The sequence below is a fragment of the uncultured Bradyrhizobium sp. genome (assembly GCF_947648125.1).
In the GTDB taxonomy this organism is placed as follows: Bacteria; Pseudomonadota; Alphaproteobacteria; order Rhizobiales; family Xanthobacteraceae; genus Bradyrhizobium.
The window spans coordinates 74,434-89,324 of the sequence record NZ_CANSMR010000001.1 but is presented as its reverse complement, the minus strand read 5'-3'; the positions used below and the strand labels follow the sequence as shown (position 1 = coordinate 89,324).

Below are 14,891 nucleotides of genomic sequence, written 5' to 3'. Positions count from 1 at the left end.
GTCAGCCCCTCCGCCTCGCCTGGGGCAGCGGATACTCGCCTCCGTCCGTGGGTTCGAAGAAGATCTCGACCGGCATCCCGATCGAGACGCTCGCGGGGTCAGTCCCGCGGACGTTCATCATCGCGCGCACGCCCTCTTCCAACGCGACGATGGCGATGACGTACGGCACATCGGCCTTGAACGAGTCGAGCGGTGCCCGGTGCACGACCGTGAAGGAATAGACGGCCCCTCGCCGGCTGGACCGGCGCCAGTCCAGCTCCGCGGCGTGACATGCGGTGCATGTGAGCCGCGGCGGAAACTGATGGTGGCCGCACTTGCCGCAGCTCTGGAATTCGAAATGTCCATCCCTGCAGCCCGACCAGAAGCGCTGCGTGACGGCATTGGGTTGTGGAAGCGGCTTCGACATCGATCAGTTCCTTCCGAGCACCAGCGAGCAATGGGCGGAAAGGATGCCGCCGTCGCCATGGACGAAGGCCAGTTCGGGATCGGCGACCTGCCGCCCGTCGGCCTCGCCGCGCAACTGCCGAACCGCTTCGACGACATGGAACATGCCGCCGGCCGCGCCCGAATGCGCATAGGAGAGCAGCCCGCCATGGGTGTTGCACGGCAGACGGCCGTCGAGGTCGAGCGCACCGGACAGGATCGCAGGCCCCGCCTCGCCGCGCGCGAAGAAGCCGATCGACTCCAGCTCCGCAAGCAGGGTGATGGTGAAGCTGTCGTAGATCTCGGCGACATCGATATCCGCAGGCTTGACGCCGGCGCGTCCGAACGCCTGCGCCGACGACTGCTTGCAGCCGAAATCGGTGAGCGAGGGCGAGGCCACGATGTGCTCATGGGTATTCATCTGACCGGTGCCGAGAATGTCGATGCCCCGCTTGCGCGTGTCCTTTGCGGCGTCCGCCGCGCTGACGACGACCGCGGCGCCGCCGTCGGAGATCAGGCAGCAGTCGAGCAGCCGCAGCGGCGTCGAGATCGGCTTCGACTTGGCGACGTCCTCCAGCGTGATCGGCTGGCGCATCTGCGCCTTCGGATTGCGCATGGCGTGCTTGCGATGCGCGACCGCGACGCCGGCAAGGTGCTCGAGCGTCACGCCATAGTCGTACATGTAGCGCTGCGCCACCAGCGCATAGGCGGAGGGCACGCTGATGCCGTAAGGCCGCTCGAACTGCGCATGCCCCACCTCGGACAGCGCGGCGACGGCCTTGTCGCGCGACATACCGGTCAGGCGATTGTCGCCGCAGACGGCGAGGACATGCCGGCAAATTCCCGCCTCGACCAGCGCCGCCGCCTGCATGACCTGGGCGCAAGCCGTGGCGCCGCCTGCCTGCACCGCGATCGAATAGGACGGCATGATGCCTAAGAACTCGCTCACGACCGACGACAGCATCAGGTGCGGCTCCGTGAACGAATAGCCGCACAGCACGCCGTCGATGTCGCCGAGGGACAGGCCGGCATCGGCCACGGCCGCGGCGGCCGCCTCCGCCTGCAGCCCGAGCGACGTCGAGCCTTCGAGCTTGCCGACCGCAGTGTCGGCTGCGCCCGTGATGACTGCCTTCGATGCCATGATCACTTCTCTTTCGCGTTATCGCCGAACCGTTCCCAGACGAATCCGAGCGGCTTCTTGGACAGGAAGTCGGCGACCGCCGCCTGGTGATACGGCGTCTCGAGCGCGACCGCCTGCGCGTAGGACTCCATCTCCGCCAGCGCGTGGCGGTCGAGGTTGAAGGACTGGTTCAGGATGGTCTTGGCCATGCCGATGGCGTCGGTCGGCGCGTTCCTGAAGCGCTGCGCGAAGGCGACGCCGGTCGCCAGCGGGTCATCCTGCGGCACGATCTGATGAACGATGCCGAGGCTCAGCGCTTCCTCGACGCCGACCACGCGGCCCGAAAAAATGATCTCCTTGGCGCGCTGCAGGCCGACGATGCGCGGCAGGAGCTGCAGACCGCCGAGATCCGGCACGAGGCCGATCCGGACGAACACGGCACACATCTGCGCCCGCGGCGTCGCCAGGATGAAATCGGCCGCCAGCGCCAGATTGAAGCCCGCGCCGAACGCCGGCCCATCGACCACCGCAATGACCGGCATCTCCAGGTCGAGCAATTCGCTGAACCAGACATGCAGCCGACGGATGCGCTCGCGATTGGCCGTCGTCGGGCGGCGCCCCTCCGACAGCGCACGCAGATCGCCGCCGGCACAGAACGCGCCTCCCGCGCCGGTGATGACCAGCGCCTTGGCACCGCCCCTGGTGCGCAGCTCGCGCACGGCACGCTCGATATCGTCGCGCATGTCCAGGTCGAGCGCGTTGCGCTGCTCCGGCCGGTTCAGGACCAGCCGCGCGATCTCGTCCTCGATGCCGAAGCGAATGGCCTTGTACGTCATCGTGCCGCCCTCAATTCGCGCGAGATGATGTTGCGCTGGATCTCGGACGTCCCCTCGCCGATCACATAGACCAGGGCGTCGCGATGGAAACGGCCGACCGGATATTCACACATGATGCCGGCGCCGCCGAGAATCCGGATCGCGGCCTCCGTGACGCGGACCGCCATCTCGGATGCGACGAGCTTCACCTTTGCGGCGGTCGCACCGTCGATGGTTCCCTGATCCACCCGCCAGGCGCCGTAGTAGACGAACCATTTGGCCGCCTCGATATCCGCGGCCATGTCGGCGAGCTTGTGCGCGATCGCCTGGTATTCGATGATCGGCTTGCCTCTGACTATTCTGGTCCTGGCGAAGTCGAGCGCGGCATCGAACGCGCCGCGCGCCATGCCGATGCAATTGGCGGACACCCCGATACGGTTCTCCGAGAGCGACTCCAGCACGATGCCGTAGGTGCCGACCTCGCCGCCGAGCAGGCAATCATCGGGGACGAAGGCATTCTCGATGTGGATCAGGCCGGTCTCCGACGAACGGATGCCTTCCTTCCTGAGCTTGCTGATCGAAAACCCGGGATTGGGCAGTTCGACCAGGAACAGGCTGATGGCATCCGCCGTGTGCTCGGCCTTGGTGCGCGCCGCAACCGTCAGGAAGTCAGCCAGCGGCGCGTTGGTGATGTACAGTTTCGAGCCGTTGAGGCGCCAGCCGCCCTCGACCTTCTCGGCGCGCGTCTTCATGCTGCGCACATCCGAGCCGCCGTCGGGCTCCGACAGGCCGAAGCCGCCGATCTTCTCGCCTGCAAGCCCAGGCTTGAAGAAGCGCGCCTTCTGCGCCTCCGTTCCCGCGCGCCAGATCGGCCACAGCGCGAGATGCGTATGCGCGGACCATGACGATGCAAAAGCCTGGCAAACCCGGCTCATCTCCTCACGAACGATGCAGTCGCTGACCTTGTCGAAGCCGGAGCCGCCATCCGCTTCCGAATAGCGCACGCCGAGCAGACCGAGCTCGCCCCATTTGCGGAACAGCTCGCGCGGAAATACCTCGCTCTCCTCGGCCTCGGACACGAGCGGCGCCATGTCCTGCGCGACGAAGCGCACGATGGTGTCCCGCACCTGCTGCTGCTGAGGCGAAAACTCGAAGTCCATCGGGCCTTTCCTTCCCTGCGGGCTCTCCGCCTGCGACTTGCGTTCCGTCGCGCCCGCGGAGCTGTTCGATAAATTCTCTATCGAGAATTATGTTCTCTTCTGAAAATATTGATAGGCGATGGCTCCGCCCCGTGTCAACATCCTCGCTCGCTACGGAGCGGCGAAAGCCCCTTCACCGACAATCAGGATCGAACGATGAACCAGAAGAAAACACGCTGTCCGCTGAAGACCGTCGACCGGGCGCAGTTTCGCGACATGTGCGCGCGCTTTGCCGCAGCCGAGATCGGACCGCGCTGGCGCGCGGCCGACCGGGACAAGATATTTCCGCGGGACTTCTATGCGGCCTGCGCGCGCGCCGGACTGATCGGCATCACCGCACCGGAAGACATCGGCGGGTCCGACCTCGGAGCCTACGAAGAGGCCATCGCCATGGAGGAAATGTCGAAGGTCAATCCCAACCTCGCCGTGTCCGTGCTGGTGCAGAATGTCGCGGGCTCGATCCTCTACGACTACGGCTCTCCCGAGCAGCGGAACATCGCGCGCGAGGTCATCGCCGGCAACTGCCTGGTGGCGATCACCGTGACCGAGCCGGAAGCCGGCAACGACGTCCAGAACGTCAAGACGAGGGCGCGGCGGGACGGCGACGACTGGATCGTCGACGGGCTGAAGTCCTTCATCACGCTGGGAGGCGACAGCGAAGTGCTGGTGACGCTGGCGCAGACCGACACCAGCCGCGGCCGCCACGGCATGCAGTTCTTCGCCATCGATCGCCGCAGTCCGGGCGTGACCTGCAGCCAGATCGAGACCTATGTGAACCGTCCGGCGCCGACCTACCGGGTGCAGTTCGACAATGTGCGCGTGCCCGAGCGGCGCCGGCTCGATGCCGGCTTCAAGGAGATCATGACCGGATTCAACCGCGAGCGCATCATGGTCGCCGCGCGCTGGCTCGGCCACATGCAGGCCGCGCTGAACTGGGCGCGGGACTACGCGACGACAAGGCAGCAGTTCGGCCGACCGATCGGCGCCAACCAGTCGATCGCCTTCTCGCTGGCGCAGGCCCATGTCGATGTCGAGGCGACGCGTCACCTGACCTATCACGCCGCCGAACGCTACGATTCCGACGTTCCGCTGAAGGACGTGATCCTCGATGTCTCTACCGCGAAACTGCTGGCGACCCAGGCCGTGGTGCGCGTGACGCAGACGGCGCTGCATATCGGCGGCGGCTGGGGACTGACCGAGGAACTGCCGGCGATGCGCCTGGCGCTCGACGCCATGGTCGCACCCGTCACGGTCGGAAGCTGGGAGATCCAGCTCCGCGCGATTGCCCGCGAGATGGGCCTGCCCTGCAACTGATCGCAGGCGCAGCCGCTCACTGCACCAAAGCGAAAGCTCCGACGGCGTCGGCAATGGCACCGTCGGGCAGCCGGTCGACGAAGCGTTCGATGCGATCGAATGCGGCCGGCGCCACCTTCTGCTCGCGACCGATCCGCCGCAGCATTTCCGAGACGGCATCGCGGCTGAAAGAGTAGTCCGCAGGAGTCATGCGCTGCTCCCGAACCACGGTGCCGGAAGCCGTCTCTGCCTCGATCACTGCGCAGAGCGTGGGGACCGCGGGATCGCTGACCAGCGTGGTCCGCCGGATCAGATCCGCAACCTTGGGATCGTCATAGGTGGTCATGCGCGCCATGTCGGGCACGCCATGAACGAGCGTGGTCGCGATGCAGAAGGGAATGCTCATCAGCGTGCCGGAAATCGAGTTGAACGGACCGACCGCATCCATTCCCGCGTAGCCCGTCTCATAGGGGTTCATGCGCACCCGCACGGCGCTAGGTACGGTCGTGCCGAGCTGCTTGCGCAGATGCAGCGCCGCGGTCACCGGCGTCTGGTTGAAGGCGCAGACCGGGTACGGCTTGAAGGTGACCCGCAACGTCGCCCAATCGCGGCCCAGGGATGCGGCCAGGTCTTCCGGCGCCGCGGTGCCGGCAAAGCTCCTGGCGAATCCCACCTTGCCTTCCAGCGCGAGCGGCGCGGAGACCGAACCGGCGCGGGCGAGCGCAGCCGCGGCGTGTCCGTTGCGTGCAACCATGCCGGGCTGATAGCGCCATTCGTCGGTGCCGTCGGCGAAAGACTGCAATACGCCGCCGCTGAAGGAAGCCGCATTGGAGATCGCCGCCGCGGTGGTTGCGGCATCGAGCGCCATCAGCCGCGCAGCGGCCGCCGCAGCGGCGATGGCGCCGTAAGTAGCCGTCGATCGGAAGCCCTGCGGAGTCGTCCTGCCCGCAAAGGCATTCTCCAGCAGGCCGCCCGCCTCGTAGCCGGCGACGAGCGCCGGGATCAGCCGATCGAGCGGATAGCCCTGCACCTCGATCATCGCGGCGAGCATCGGAATGAGCACCGTGCCGAAATGCGCGGCGCCGCAGGTGTCCTCCTGCGCGCGCCCGTGGAACAGCGCCGAATTGGCGATGCAGGCGCCGCCGATCGTCGTGCGCCGCCCATCGCCGAACAGCGTCGCCCCGTCGTGCAGCTGTCCATCGGTTGCGAGCACAGCTTCGCGCGCCACCCGAGCATACGGCGTGTCCAGGCCGTTCAATCCCATGCCGAAGGCATTGAGAACGCAGGTTCGTGCCTTCTCGTTGACCTCCGGAGGCAGATTGGTGAGCGAAAGCTGGGAGGTGAAGTCCGCAATCTGTTGGCTGAGCGTCGGCATCTCGTTCGTCCCCCCGATCGATCACAGCGCCAGGTAGCGCTGGCGAACCTCGTCATTGCGCTTCAACTCCTCGATCGAAGCGCTGTAGACAATCTGACCCTTGTCGATCACCGTCGCACGGTTGGCGAGGCCAAGGCAAAAATGCATGTTCTGCTCGGCGATCAGGATCGTTACCCCGATGCTCCTGAGCTGCTGCAGCAATTCGGCGATCCGCTGCACGATGATCGGCGCAAGCCCTTCGCTCGGCTCGTCCAGCAGCAACAGCGCCGGATTGCCCATCAGCGTGCGGGCCATCGCGAGCATCTGCTGCTCGCCGCCCGACAGCCTCCCGGCGATGCGATACCGCAGCGGCTCCAGCAGCGGGAAAACCTCATAAATGCGCTTGAGCGACCATTCGTCCTCGCCGTCCGGCCCCTTCTTCCGGCCGATGAGGAGATTGTCCTCGACCGTGTGCTCCGGAAAGACCTGACGGTCTTCAGGCACGAAGCCCAACCCGGCACGCGCGATGTGGTGGGGCTTCAGTCCCGATATCACCCTGCCGCGCATGCTGACCGAGCCGCGCCGCGGTGGCGCGAGGCCCATGATCGCTTTCATGGTGGTCGATTTGCCGGCGCCATTGCGGCCGAGTAGCGCCATCGTGTCGCCCTTCTGTACCGAAAGGCCGACGCCGAACAGGATCTGGCTGGTCCCATAATAGACGTCGAGGTCGCTGGCCTCGATGGTCGGTTGCTCACTCATGCCGCACCGCCCTCTTCGGTGCCGAGGTAGGCATCGATGACCGCGTTATCGCTGCGGATTGCGTCCGGCGTTCCAGTTGCAAGGATGCGGCCGTAGCATAGGACGACGATCGAAGGCGCGATCTTGAACACGATGTCCATGTCGTGCTCGATGAACACAACGGTGATCTTCTGTTTTTCCCAGAGCTCGTGCACCTTCTCGATCATGCGCCAGCGCTCTTCGGGGCCCATCCCGGCCGTAGGCTCGTCGAGCAGCAGTACCTTCGGATCGAGCACCAGCGCCAGGGCGATATCGAGCAATTTCTGGTCGCCATGCGACAGCGTCGCCGCGACGCGGTGCCGCTTGCTGGCGAGCCCAAGCATCTCCATGGCATGCTCGGCGCGGTCGCGGGTCTCCACCAGCGGAAAGCGCCGATGCAGGATGCTGTTGCGGCGCTGATCGGCGCACACGGCCGCCAGCATGGTCTCCTGCACCGTCAGCGTCGGGAAGATACTGGCGACCTGGAACGCGCGGCCGATGCCCCGGCGCATGATTTCGGGCGGCGAGCGCCCGGCGAGATCGGCACCATCAAGCAGAATCTTTCCGCCATCGGGCGTCAAGGCACCGCTGATCAGGTTGAAGAAGGTGCTCTTCCCCGCACCGTTCGGACCGATCACGGCGGTCAGCGAGCCGCCGGGAAAGTCCAACGAGACATCGTCGGTCGCTTTCAGCCCGCCGAACGATTTCGTGAGATGCTGGATCGAAAGCATGGCTCAGACCGCAGCTCCCCTCAGCCCGCCATAGGTGCTCCACGACGTGCCTGCAAGCCAGCCGCAATCCACCGGGACGTTGACGCCCGTCATTGCGGATGCTGCGTCGGAAGCCAGGAAGACCACCACGCGCGCGATTTCGTCGGGATCAACCAATCGTCCGAGTGCCGCGTTGGATGTGAGCGCCCGCGTGTCGCGCTCACCCCGGTCGATCGCGAGCTTCAACGCCGGCGTCAGCGTGTAGCCCGGCGAGACCGCGTTGACCCGGATGCCGGACGGACCCCATTCCGCGGCAAGGCATTCGGTCATGGCGATCACCGCAGCCTTCGCCGGCGCATAGGCGTGCAGCGGCATCGACCGCATTCCGGCGATCGATGCGATGTTGACGATGCTGCCACGCTGGCGCTCGATCATGCGCCTGGCAAAGGCGAGACTCGCGACATAGGTTCCGCGCTGGTCGATGCGGACCACGTCGTCCCACGCGCTGATCGGCAGTTCGTGCGGACGAACCGGCGCCTGGATGATGCCGGCGCTGTTGACCAGCACATCGACTGGCCCGCAATCACGCTCAATAGATTCGGCGCACTTCTCCGTCTGCTGGCTATCCGCCACGTCGGCCGCATATGCACGACCGCCAATACGCGCGGCGACGGCTTGTGCCTTGGTGACGTCGCGATCGACGAGAACAGCGGCATAGCCTTCGGCGACGAATTGCCGAGCGCAGGCCTCGCCGATGCCGCTCGCCCCTCCGGTCACCACAGCAATACGGCCTGGTTTCGCTTCGCTCCGGCTCATGTTCGCCCTCTCTTGCCCGCGCGGTCGTTTCGCGCGGCAATGCGCTCGACCACGAAATCCATCAGGCCTTTGCGCAGGCCGATGGCGAAGAACAGAATCACGATGCCAAGCACGATGCCGTAGTACTCGGTCAAGCGGGTCACGGTGTCGTTGAGGATCAATAGCAACACGGTTCCGACCATCGGCCCCAGGAACGTCGTGACGCCGCCGAGCATGTTGATGAAGATCGCCTCACCCGAAATCGTCCAGTAGGCGAATTCGGGATAGGCGCCCGACACGAACAACGCCATTACCATTCCGCCCATCGACGCAAACAGGGCCGCCAGCACGAAGATCGTCAGCTTGGCGCGCCAGACCTCGACCCCGATGAAGCTCGCTCGCGCCGGGTTGTCGCGGATCATGCGTAGCGTATAGCCGAACGGCGATTGCGCAATCTGCCGCATCGCCAGGAGGCCGACCACCAGGAGCGCGCAGCTCGCAAGGTAGAGATGCAACTGGTTTGACAGGTCGATGCCCAGAAACGGCGGGCGTGGAAGGCCGCCGCGCAGGCCCTGGTCGCCGCCGGTGAACGAGGCCCAGGACAAGATCGTCGAATGGATCAGCATCTGGAAGGCGAGCGTGACGAAGGCAAAATAGATCTCCTTCAGCCGCACGCAGATCGCACCGATGACGGCCGCGATGACGGCGGTGATCGCAAGCGTCGCCACGAAAGCAACCGGGATCGGCACACCGACGCGCTGCATGATCAGCCCGAAACTATATGCTCCGATGCCGAAGAACATTCCATGCCCGAACGAGATCATGCCGGTGTAGCCGATCAACAGGTTGAGCGAGGTGGTAAACAGGCCGTAAGCCGAGCACCGGATTACGAAGTCAAGCAGCGCCTTGCTGCCCGAAACGAACGGCAGGATTGCCAGCACCGCGAAAGTGGCCAGCGCCACCGAGAGGTCGAGATACCGCGAACGCTTCGCTTCCGCCTGAAATCGCGGTGCGCTCAGGGTGCCCGTGGGACGATCGGCTTGCAGCTCGGTCATGCGACCTCTTTGCCGAACAGGCCCGTAGGCCGGGACGCCAGCATGATCACCATGAACAGGTACATCAATCCTTCGGTGAACAGCGGGAAGCCAAGCGAACCGAACGAGCGGATCAGGCCGAGCAGCAGCGCGCCGATCAGCGCGCCGAGGATCGAGCCCATGCCGCCGATCACGGTGACGATGAAGGATTCGATGAGAACGGAGAATCCCATTCCTGGTGTCAACGACCGCACCGGCGCTGCGAGCGCGCCTGCCAATCCCGCCAGCAGGCCGCCGAGCGCGAACACGGCGCCATTGATCAGCGCGGTATTGATACCGAGCGCGGACACCATGGCGGGATTATGCGCGGCTGCGCGGATCACCTTGCCGATACGGGTACGCGCCAGGCCGAAGCCGAGCACGACGGCGGCAGCGAGCGCCACCCCGATCAGCAAAAGGTAATACGGCGGCACCGCGCCCCCAGCAATAAAGAATGGGGCCACCTGGAAGGTTGCCGGCATCCCCATCGACTTGAACTCGGGACCCCAGATCAGGCGTACGACATCGTCGAAGATCAGGACGAAGGCGTAGCAGACCAGAAGCTGCATCAGCACGTTGGCGCCGTAGACGCGGCTCATGAAGACGCGTTCGAAGATCAGCCCGATAATGGCGGTGCCGGCGGCCCCGCACAGCGTCGCGAGCGCGAAGTTGCCCGTGAGCTGATAGGTCGTCATCGCGAAATAGGCGCCGAACATATAGAGGGCGCCGTGACTGAAATTCACGACCTTGAGGACGCCGAAGATCAGCGTCAACCCGGCGGCGACCAGAAACAACAGCATGCCAATGATGAGTCCACTGGTGGTTTGGGTCACCAGGCAAGCGGGGCTGCCGAGGCAGCCGGCGAGTGCATAGAGGTCCAAGGCAGCATTCCCTTGCTTGCGCGCCGACATGAGGCACGCGAAAAGCCACTCGGCGATCAACGAAGACGGCCCGCGCCGCCTTCAACGATTACGGTTAGGTGTAGCCCTTGCTCTTCTTCCACTCGGCTTCGAGTTCGAGAATGGTCTTCCAGTCGCCGGCCTTGAGCTCCGGCACGTAGGGCTCTTGCGGGATCGTGGTGCCCCACCCGATCGCGTAGCCGATCAGGGTGTGATCGTCGGCACGCATCGTGACGGTTCCGTCTGCGCCGAATGGGCATTTGATCGTCAGCCCCTTTAGGGCCTCTGCAACCTTCTGGCCGTCGGTGGTATTGGCTTTCTTCACGGCCTCGGCGAGCAGCATCACCGCGGTCGCGTTCTGCCACGACCAGTTGGTAGGATACTCGTTGTACTTTGCCCGGTAGGCATCGCCCCACGCCGCATTCTCTGGCGTCTTCGGGAATGTCTTGATGTAGCGGTTGCCGGAGTGAATGCCCTTCGGAAGGTTCTTGACCACCGTGAGCGCGGTATAGTCCGCCATGTTGACGGCGAAGACCTCCATCTGGGCAAACAGCGCGTAGATGTTGGCCTGATCGATGTAGGACGTCAGATCGCCGCCCCAGAGGCAAGAATAAAGAGCTTGCGGCCTGGCATGGAGGATCTTTGTCACTGCTTCGGTGTAGTCGGGCTGGAACAGCTTCGGCCAGGACTCGCTGATGACCTCGACGTCGGGCGCAAAGCGCTTCAGGTAAAGTGCGAACTCGGCCGTAGTGTCTCGACCATACGCATAGTCCGGCGAGCAGGTTGCCCATTTATTGAGGCCTTTGGCCTTGGCGATTGACGCTGCATAGCTTCCGCCGACGATCGAGTCATGAATGCCCTGACGCACGCAGCGGAACGCATTGGGAATGTGCTGCTTCGGATCGGCCGTCAGTGACGACGCCTCCGAGCAGGTATGGATGCAGAGCACGCCGAGATCGCGTGTCACCTCGTGCACCGCGAACGATCCCGACGAGGCTTCGCCGTCGAGCAGTATCTCGCAACCGTCGATGTTGACGAGCTCGCGCGCGATGCGGGCAGCTTCCTGCGGTTGCCCCTTCGAGTCGCGAATCACCATCTCGATCTGCCGGCCGGCCAATCCGCCGGCGGCGTTGACCTTCTCGACTTCCATCAGCACGGCGTTGCGCGAGGAGGTGCCGAGTTGGGCGACCCGACCCGACAGAATGGTCGGCATGCCGATTTTGACGGATTTCGCCTCCGCGCGGGCGACGTGAGGCGCTGCGAGCGATACGACGCCCGCCCCGAAAAAAGTCAGCGCCCTCCGCCGACTGACGCCTCGCTTCGACATACCCTTCATCGTTTCCTCCCAACCATCTCCGCCAATGACCCGAGCCGGGGATCGCCCGTCCCCGTTAGTTCAAGTTTTTCAGCGATTAGGGGATGACGTCAAGAGAAATATGAATTACGACTCGTAATTCATATTTCTCCATTGGAGGCGATGCGCGCTTGTGCCGCGTCGGTCCGGGATGCTGCCATGATCGGCTTATCGAGCTTTATTGCGTTCCGCGCCCGCCAGAGCCCGGCGAGGTGCGCACTCAAATACCGCGGCGAGGAGATTTCGTACGCCGCCTTCCTCGATCGCATCCGGATCGTCGGTGGATGGCTTGCTTCGCGCGGCATCGGTCCGGGCGACGTGGTCGCGGTGCTGATGAAGAATAGTGCCGCCTTTCTCGACATCGCATTCGCGGTCAGCCATATCGGCGCGGTCTTTCTGCCAATCAATTTTCGACTGTCCGCCGACGAGGTTGCCTACATTGTCGAGAACTCCGGCGCCCGGCTGCTCATCGCCGACGACGAGCTCGCTGCAACGGCGGCCGGCCCCGCTCCTATTATTCTGCTCGATCAGGCCATGCAGGCCAACGCGGCGCGCCTTGCGCCCAAGGGTAAACCGGCGTCGGCCTGCTATCGCCGTCCGTCGGATTTGATGCGGCTCATGTACACTTCCGGTACAACTGACCGACCAAAAGGCGTGATGCTGTCCTATGAAAACATGTATTGGAAATCCGCCGATCAATCCGTGGTGTTGGGATTGAACCGCGATACCCGCCTTTTGGTCGTCGGCCCCCTCTATCATGTCGGTGCACTGGACCTGCCGGGCATCGCGGTCCTCTGGCAAGGCGGGATGCTCTCGATCCAACGCAACTTCGATGCCGAGCAGACGCTCGCGGCGATCGAGGCCGACAGGCTCAACGCAGCCTGGCTCGCGCCGGTCATGACCACCGCCCTGCTCGCCTGCCCGACCCGCGACCGTTACGACGTCTCAAGTCTGTGCTGGGCCATCGGCGGGGGCGAGCGCACCCCCGAGGCGCGCATCCGAAGCTTTTCGCAGTACTTTACCAATGCCCGCTATATCGATGCTTATGGCCTTACCGAGACTTGTGGCGGAGATACCTTTATGGAGGCGGGTTGCGAGATCGAAAAGATCGGATCGACCGGCCGTCCGATTGTCCATGTCGAAATCGAGATCCGCGACGACGCCGGCACCCCTCTTCCTCCAGGAGAGAACGGCGAAATCTGCCTCCGTGGACCGAAGATCACGCGCGGATACTGGAAGGACCCCGACAAGACAGCTGCCGCCTTTTTCGGCGATTGGTTTCGCAGCGGCGACATCGGCTATCTCGACGAGGACGGTTTCCTTTATCTAACCGACCGCAAGAAGGACATGATCATTTCCGGCGGCGAGAACATCGCGTCATCGGAAGTCGAGCGGGTGATCTACGAGCTGCCGCAGGTACGCGAGGTCGCCGTCATCGGCCTGCCCGACGCGCGCTGGGGCGAGAAACCGGTCGCGATCGTGGTGCTGGTGGAGGGCTCGGCGCTTGTACAATCCGATCTGGAGAAGCATTGCCGCGCGCGGCTTGCCGGATTCAAGGTGCCGAAGCAGCTCATCGTCCGTGACAGCCTGCCGCGCAATCCCTCGGGCAAGATCCTCAAGCGTGTGCTGCGCAAGGAACTGGAGGCCGACGCATGACGGAAACGTCCGAAGCCGCATCGCGCAAGGTCGCAAAGCTCAGCCGAGTCGAGCGCAGCGCCTGGACGAAGCAGAAGATCTTCGACGCCGCGACCAAGATCGTCGGCAAATACGGTTATGCGGAAGCATCCGTTGCCCGCATTACCGAGGAGGCCGGCGTCGCGCAGGGCACCTTCTACAATCATTTCGAGAGCCGCCAGGAACTGCTCGACCAGCTCCTGCCCAAGATCGGCATCGACATGGTGCACTTCATCCGCGCGCGCACCGTCTCCGCGGAGGCGGCCAAACAGGAGATCGAGCGCTTTTCCGCTTTTTTCGATTTCATCCGCGAAGTGCCGGAGTTCCTGCGCATCCTCAACGAGGCCGAGTTCTTCGCCCCGGCCGGATACCAGAAGCACCTCGACAACATCTCGACCGCCTATGTCCGCATCCTGCGCCGCGCCCGCCTTGCGGGCGTGATCGACGACTACAGCGACGAGGAGTTCGAAGCCATCGTGCACATCTTCATGGGCGCGCGCAGCTATCTGAGCCGCCGCTATTCCTATGCCCCGGCCGGGGTGACCGCCGTGCCCGACCATGTCGTCTCGGCTTATCGCAAGCTGGTGACGCGCGGGTTATTCAATGCATCCGAGTTTGCCGATGAGCGCTGATGGCATCATCCTGGTCACAGGCGGGAGCCGCGGCATCGGGGCTGCAACCGCCTCCCTGCTTGCCGAGCAAGGCAGCCGAGTCGTCGTCACCGACATTGCGCCGGAACAGCCTCAAGGAGCTGATGCGATCCTGTGGCCCACGCCGTTCGACGTAGCGAGCGAGCCGGTAGTTGTCAGCGGCATTGCCGAGATAGAGGCGCGGCACGGCCCGATCACGGGCCTCGTGAACGCTGCCGGCATTTTTGGCAAGATGCACCCTGTCGAAAACGTGCGGATAGAGAACTGGGACCGCGAGATAAACATTGATCTGCGCGGTACATTCCTGGTCGCCCGCAGCGTCGGCGAGCAGATGACGAAACGTCGGCATGGCGCCATCGTCAATGTCGCCTCCATCGCCGGAATGACGTCAGGCCCGATCCACGCCTATACCGCGGCGAAAGCCGGCGTCATTCAGATCACGCAGACGCTCGCAGCCGAATGGGGCCGCGTCGGCGTGCGCGTCAATGCGGTGTCCCCCGGCTTCACCCGCACCGTGGCGCTGGAAGCCGGTATCGCCTCGGGCGCATTGAATGCCGACCGACTCGCGCGCAACGCCGCGATGAATCGGCTGGTCGAACCGATTGAGGTGGCGCAGGCGATCGCTTGGCTGCTGTCACCGCTCGCGAGCGGCGTCACCGGTATCAATCTCCCTGTCGATGCCGGCTTCATCGCTGGTTCGACTTGGGACGCCTATGGCGGACTACCTGAGCCGCCGGCTGCTTAGCCAAGATAAC

General features: G+C 64.4%; 15 protein-coding genes. 4 read left to right on the top strand and 11 right to left on the bottom strand.

The genetic code is table 11. The annotated features are described in order from the left end of the window. Position 1: 1 nt before the first annotated feature. From Q0030_RS00415 to Q0030_RS00400, 4 genes are read right to left on the bottom strand one after another with little or no spacing between them, the layout of a single operon-like run. Entirely contained in the window at positions 2 to 406 is a 405-nt protein-coding gene (locus Q0030_RS00415; RefSeq protein WP_298361887.1) for a Zn-ribbon domain-containing OB-fold protein, read from the bottom strand. A 3-nt stretch (positions 407 to 409) separates the two neighbouring features. Beyond that, positions 410 to 1,564 carry a thiolase family protein gene (locus Q0030_RS00410; RefSeq protein WP_298361884.1) on the bottom strand — a complete coding sequence of 385 codons (1,155 nt, stop codon included), beginning with the start codon at positions 1,562 to 1,564 and terminating at the stop codon, positions 410 to 412. 2 nt (positions 1,565 to 1,566) lie between these two features. Continuing rightward, entirely contained in the window at positions 1,567 to 2,379 is an 813-nt protein-coding gene (locus Q0030_RS00405; protein WP_298361881.1) for an enoyl-CoA hydratase/isomerase family protein, read from the bottom strand. Further along, positions 2,376 to 3,518, bottom strand: coding sequence for an acyl-CoA dehydrogenase family protein (locus Q0030_RS00400; RefSeq protein WP_298361876.1), 1,143 nt, complete (start codon positions 3,516 to 3,518; stop codon positions 2,376 to 2,378). Before Q0030_RS00400 ends, Q0030_RS00405 begins: the two co-directional genes overlap by 4 nt. Positions 3,519 to 3,713: 195 nt before the next feature. Here Q0030_RS00400 and Q0030_RS00395 point away from each other — a divergent pair, with 195 nt between their 5' ends. Beyond that, a complete protein-coding gene (locus tag Q0030_RS00395) occupies positions 3,714 to 4,871 on the top strand; it encodes an acyl-CoA dehydrogenase family protein (RefSeq protein WP_298361873.1) in 1,158 nt (385 codons plus the stop codon). Between the two features lie 16 nt (positions 4,872 to 4,887). On the opposite strand, the gene Q0030_RS00390 is transcribed toward Q0030_RS00395, so the two are convergent. The 7 genes from Q0030_RS00390 to Q0030_RS00360 all read right to left on the bottom strand — a co-directional run bounded on the left by Q0030_RS00390 (position 4,888) and on the right by Q0030_RS00360 (position 11,794). After that, a complete protein-coding gene (locus Q0030_RS00390) occupies positions 4,888 to 6,225 on the bottom strand; it encodes an MmgE/PrpD family protein (protein WP_298361872.1) in 1,338 nt (445 codons plus the stop codon). Between the two features lie 21 nt (positions 6,226 to 6,246). Beyond that, complete coding sequence (locus Q0030_RS00385) at positions 6,247 to 6,963, bottom strand: ABC transporter ATP-binding protein (protein WP_298361869.1); 717 nt, start codon at positions 6,961 to 6,963, stop codon at positions 6,247 to 6,249. Then, positions 6,960 to 7,712, bottom strand: coding sequence for an ABC transporter ATP-binding protein (locus Q0030_RS00380; protein ID WP_298361866.1), 753 nt, complete (start codon positions 7,710 to 7,712; stop codon positions 6,960 to 6,962). The genes Q0030_RS00385 and Q0030_RS00380 overlap by 4 nt, the downstream gene beginning before the upstream one ends. A gap of 3 nt (positions 7,713 to 7,715) precedes the next feature. Further along, entirely contained in the window at positions 7,716 to 8,507 is a 792-nt protein-coding gene (locus Q0030_RS00375) for an SDR family oxidoreductase (protein WP_298361863.1), read from the bottom strand. Further along, positions 8,504 to 9,541, bottom strand: coding sequence for a branched-chain amino acid ABC transporter permease (locus tag Q0030_RS00370; RefSeq protein WP_298361855.1), 1,038 nt, complete (start codon positions 9,539 to 9,541; stop codon positions 8,504 to 8,506). The genes Q0030_RS00375 and Q0030_RS00370 overlap by 4 nt, the downstream gene beginning before the upstream one ends. Beyond that, positions 9,538 to 10,440 (bottom strand): branched-chain amino acid ABC transporter permease, encoded by a 903-nt coding sequence (locus Q0030_RS00365; protein WP_298361849.1) that lies wholly within the window; start codon positions 10,438 to 10,440, stop codon positions 9,538 to 9,540. The genes Q0030_RS00370 and Q0030_RS00365 overlap by 4 nt, the downstream gene beginning before the upstream one ends. Before the next feature lie 94 nt (positions 10,441 to 10,534). Then, positions 10,535 to 11,794, bottom strand: coding sequence for an ABC transporter substrate-binding protein (locus Q0030_RS00360; RefSeq protein ID WP_363323401.1), 1,260 nt, complete (start codon positions 11,792 to 11,794; stop codon positions 10,535 to 10,537). A gap of 177 nt (positions 11,795 to 11,971) precedes the next feature. On the opposite strand from Q0030_RS00360, the gene Q0030_RS00355 reads away from it, so the two are divergent. From Q0030_RS00355 to Q0030_RS00345, 3 genes are read left to right on the top strand one after another with little or no spacing between them, the layout of a single operon-like run. After that, a complete protein-coding gene (locus Q0030_RS00355) occupies positions 11,972 to 13,468 on the top strand; it encodes an AMP-binding protein (protein WP_298361842.1) in 1,497 nt (498 codons plus the stop codon). Further along, positions 13,465 to 14,118 (top strand): TetR/AcrR family transcriptional regulator, encoded by a 654-nt coding sequence (locus Q0030_RS00350; RefSeq protein WP_298361839.1) that lies wholly within the window; start codon positions 13,465 to 13,467, stop codon positions 14,116 to 14,118. Before Q0030_RS00355 ends, Q0030_RS00350 begins: the two co-directional genes overlap by 4 nt. Next, positions 14,108 to 14,881 (top strand): SDR family oxidoreductase, encoded by a 774-nt coding sequence (locus Q0030_RS00345; protein WP_298361835.1) that lies wholly within the window; start codon positions 14,108 to 14,110, stop codon positions 14,879 to 14,881. Before Q0030_RS00350 ends, Q0030_RS00345 begins: the two co-directional genes overlap by 11 nt. Positions 14,882 to 14,891: the final 10 nt, after the last annotated feature.

Bases quoted from the DNA above. Each gene is read 5' to 3' on its own strand.
- Q0030_RS00380 (WP_298361866.1), bottom strand. From the start codon at position 7,712: ATGCTTTCGATCCAGCATCTCACGAAATCGTTCGGCGGGCTGAAAGCG.
- Q0030_RS00415 (WP_298361887.1), bottom strand. From the start codon at position 406: ATGTCGAAGCCGCTTCCACAACCCAATGCCGTCACGCAGCGCTTCTGG.
- Q0030_RS00400 (WP_298361876.1), bottom strand. From the start codon at position 3,518: ATGGACTTCGAGTTTTCGCCTCAGCAGCAGCAGGTGCGGGACACCATC.
- Q0030_RS00395 (WP_298361873.1), top strand. From the start codon at position 3,714: ATGAACCAGAAGAAAACACGCTGTCCGCTGAAGACCGTCGACCGGGCG.
- Q0030_RS00375 (WP_298361863.1), bottom strand. From the start codon at position 8,507: ATGAGCCGGAGCGAAGCGAAACCAGGCCGTATTGCTGTGGTGACCGGA.
- Q0030_RS00350 (WP_298361839.1), top strand. From the start codon at position 13,465: ATGACGGAAACGTCCGAAGCCGCATCGCGCAAGGTCGCAAAGCTCAGC.
- Q0030_RS00385 (WP_298361869.1), bottom strand. From the start codon at position 6,963: ATGAGTGAGCAACCGACCATCGAGGCCAGCGACCTCGACGTCTATTAT.
- Q0030_RS00370 (WP_298361855.1), bottom strand. From the start codon at position 9,541: ATGACCGAGCTGCAAGCCGATCGTCCCACGGGCACCCTGAGCGCACCG.
- Q0030_RS00405 (WP_298361881.1), bottom strand. From the start codon at position 2,379: ATGACGTACAAGGCCATTCGCTTCGGCATCGAGGACGAGATCGCGCGG.
- Q0030_RS00360 (WP_363323401.1), bottom strand. From the start codon at position 11,794: ATGAAGGGTATGTCGAAGCGAGGCGTCAGTCGGCGGAGGGCGCTGACT.
- Q0030_RS00390 (WP_298361872.1), bottom strand. From the start codon at position 6,225: ATGCCGACGCTCAGCCAACAGATTGCGGACTTCACCTCCCAGCTTTCG.
- Q0030_RS00345 (WP_298361835.1), top strand. From the start codon at position 14,108: ATGAGCGCTGATGGCATCATCCTGGTCACAGGCGGGAGCCGCGGCATC.
- Q0030_RS00410 (WP_298361884.1), bottom strand. From the start codon at position 1,564: ATGGCATCGAAGGCAGTCATCACGGGCGCAGCCGACACTGCGGTCGGC.
- Q0030_RS00355 (WP_298361842.1), top strand. From the start codon at position 11,972: ATGATCGGCTTATCGAGCTTTATTGCGTTCCGCGCCCGCCAGAGCCCG.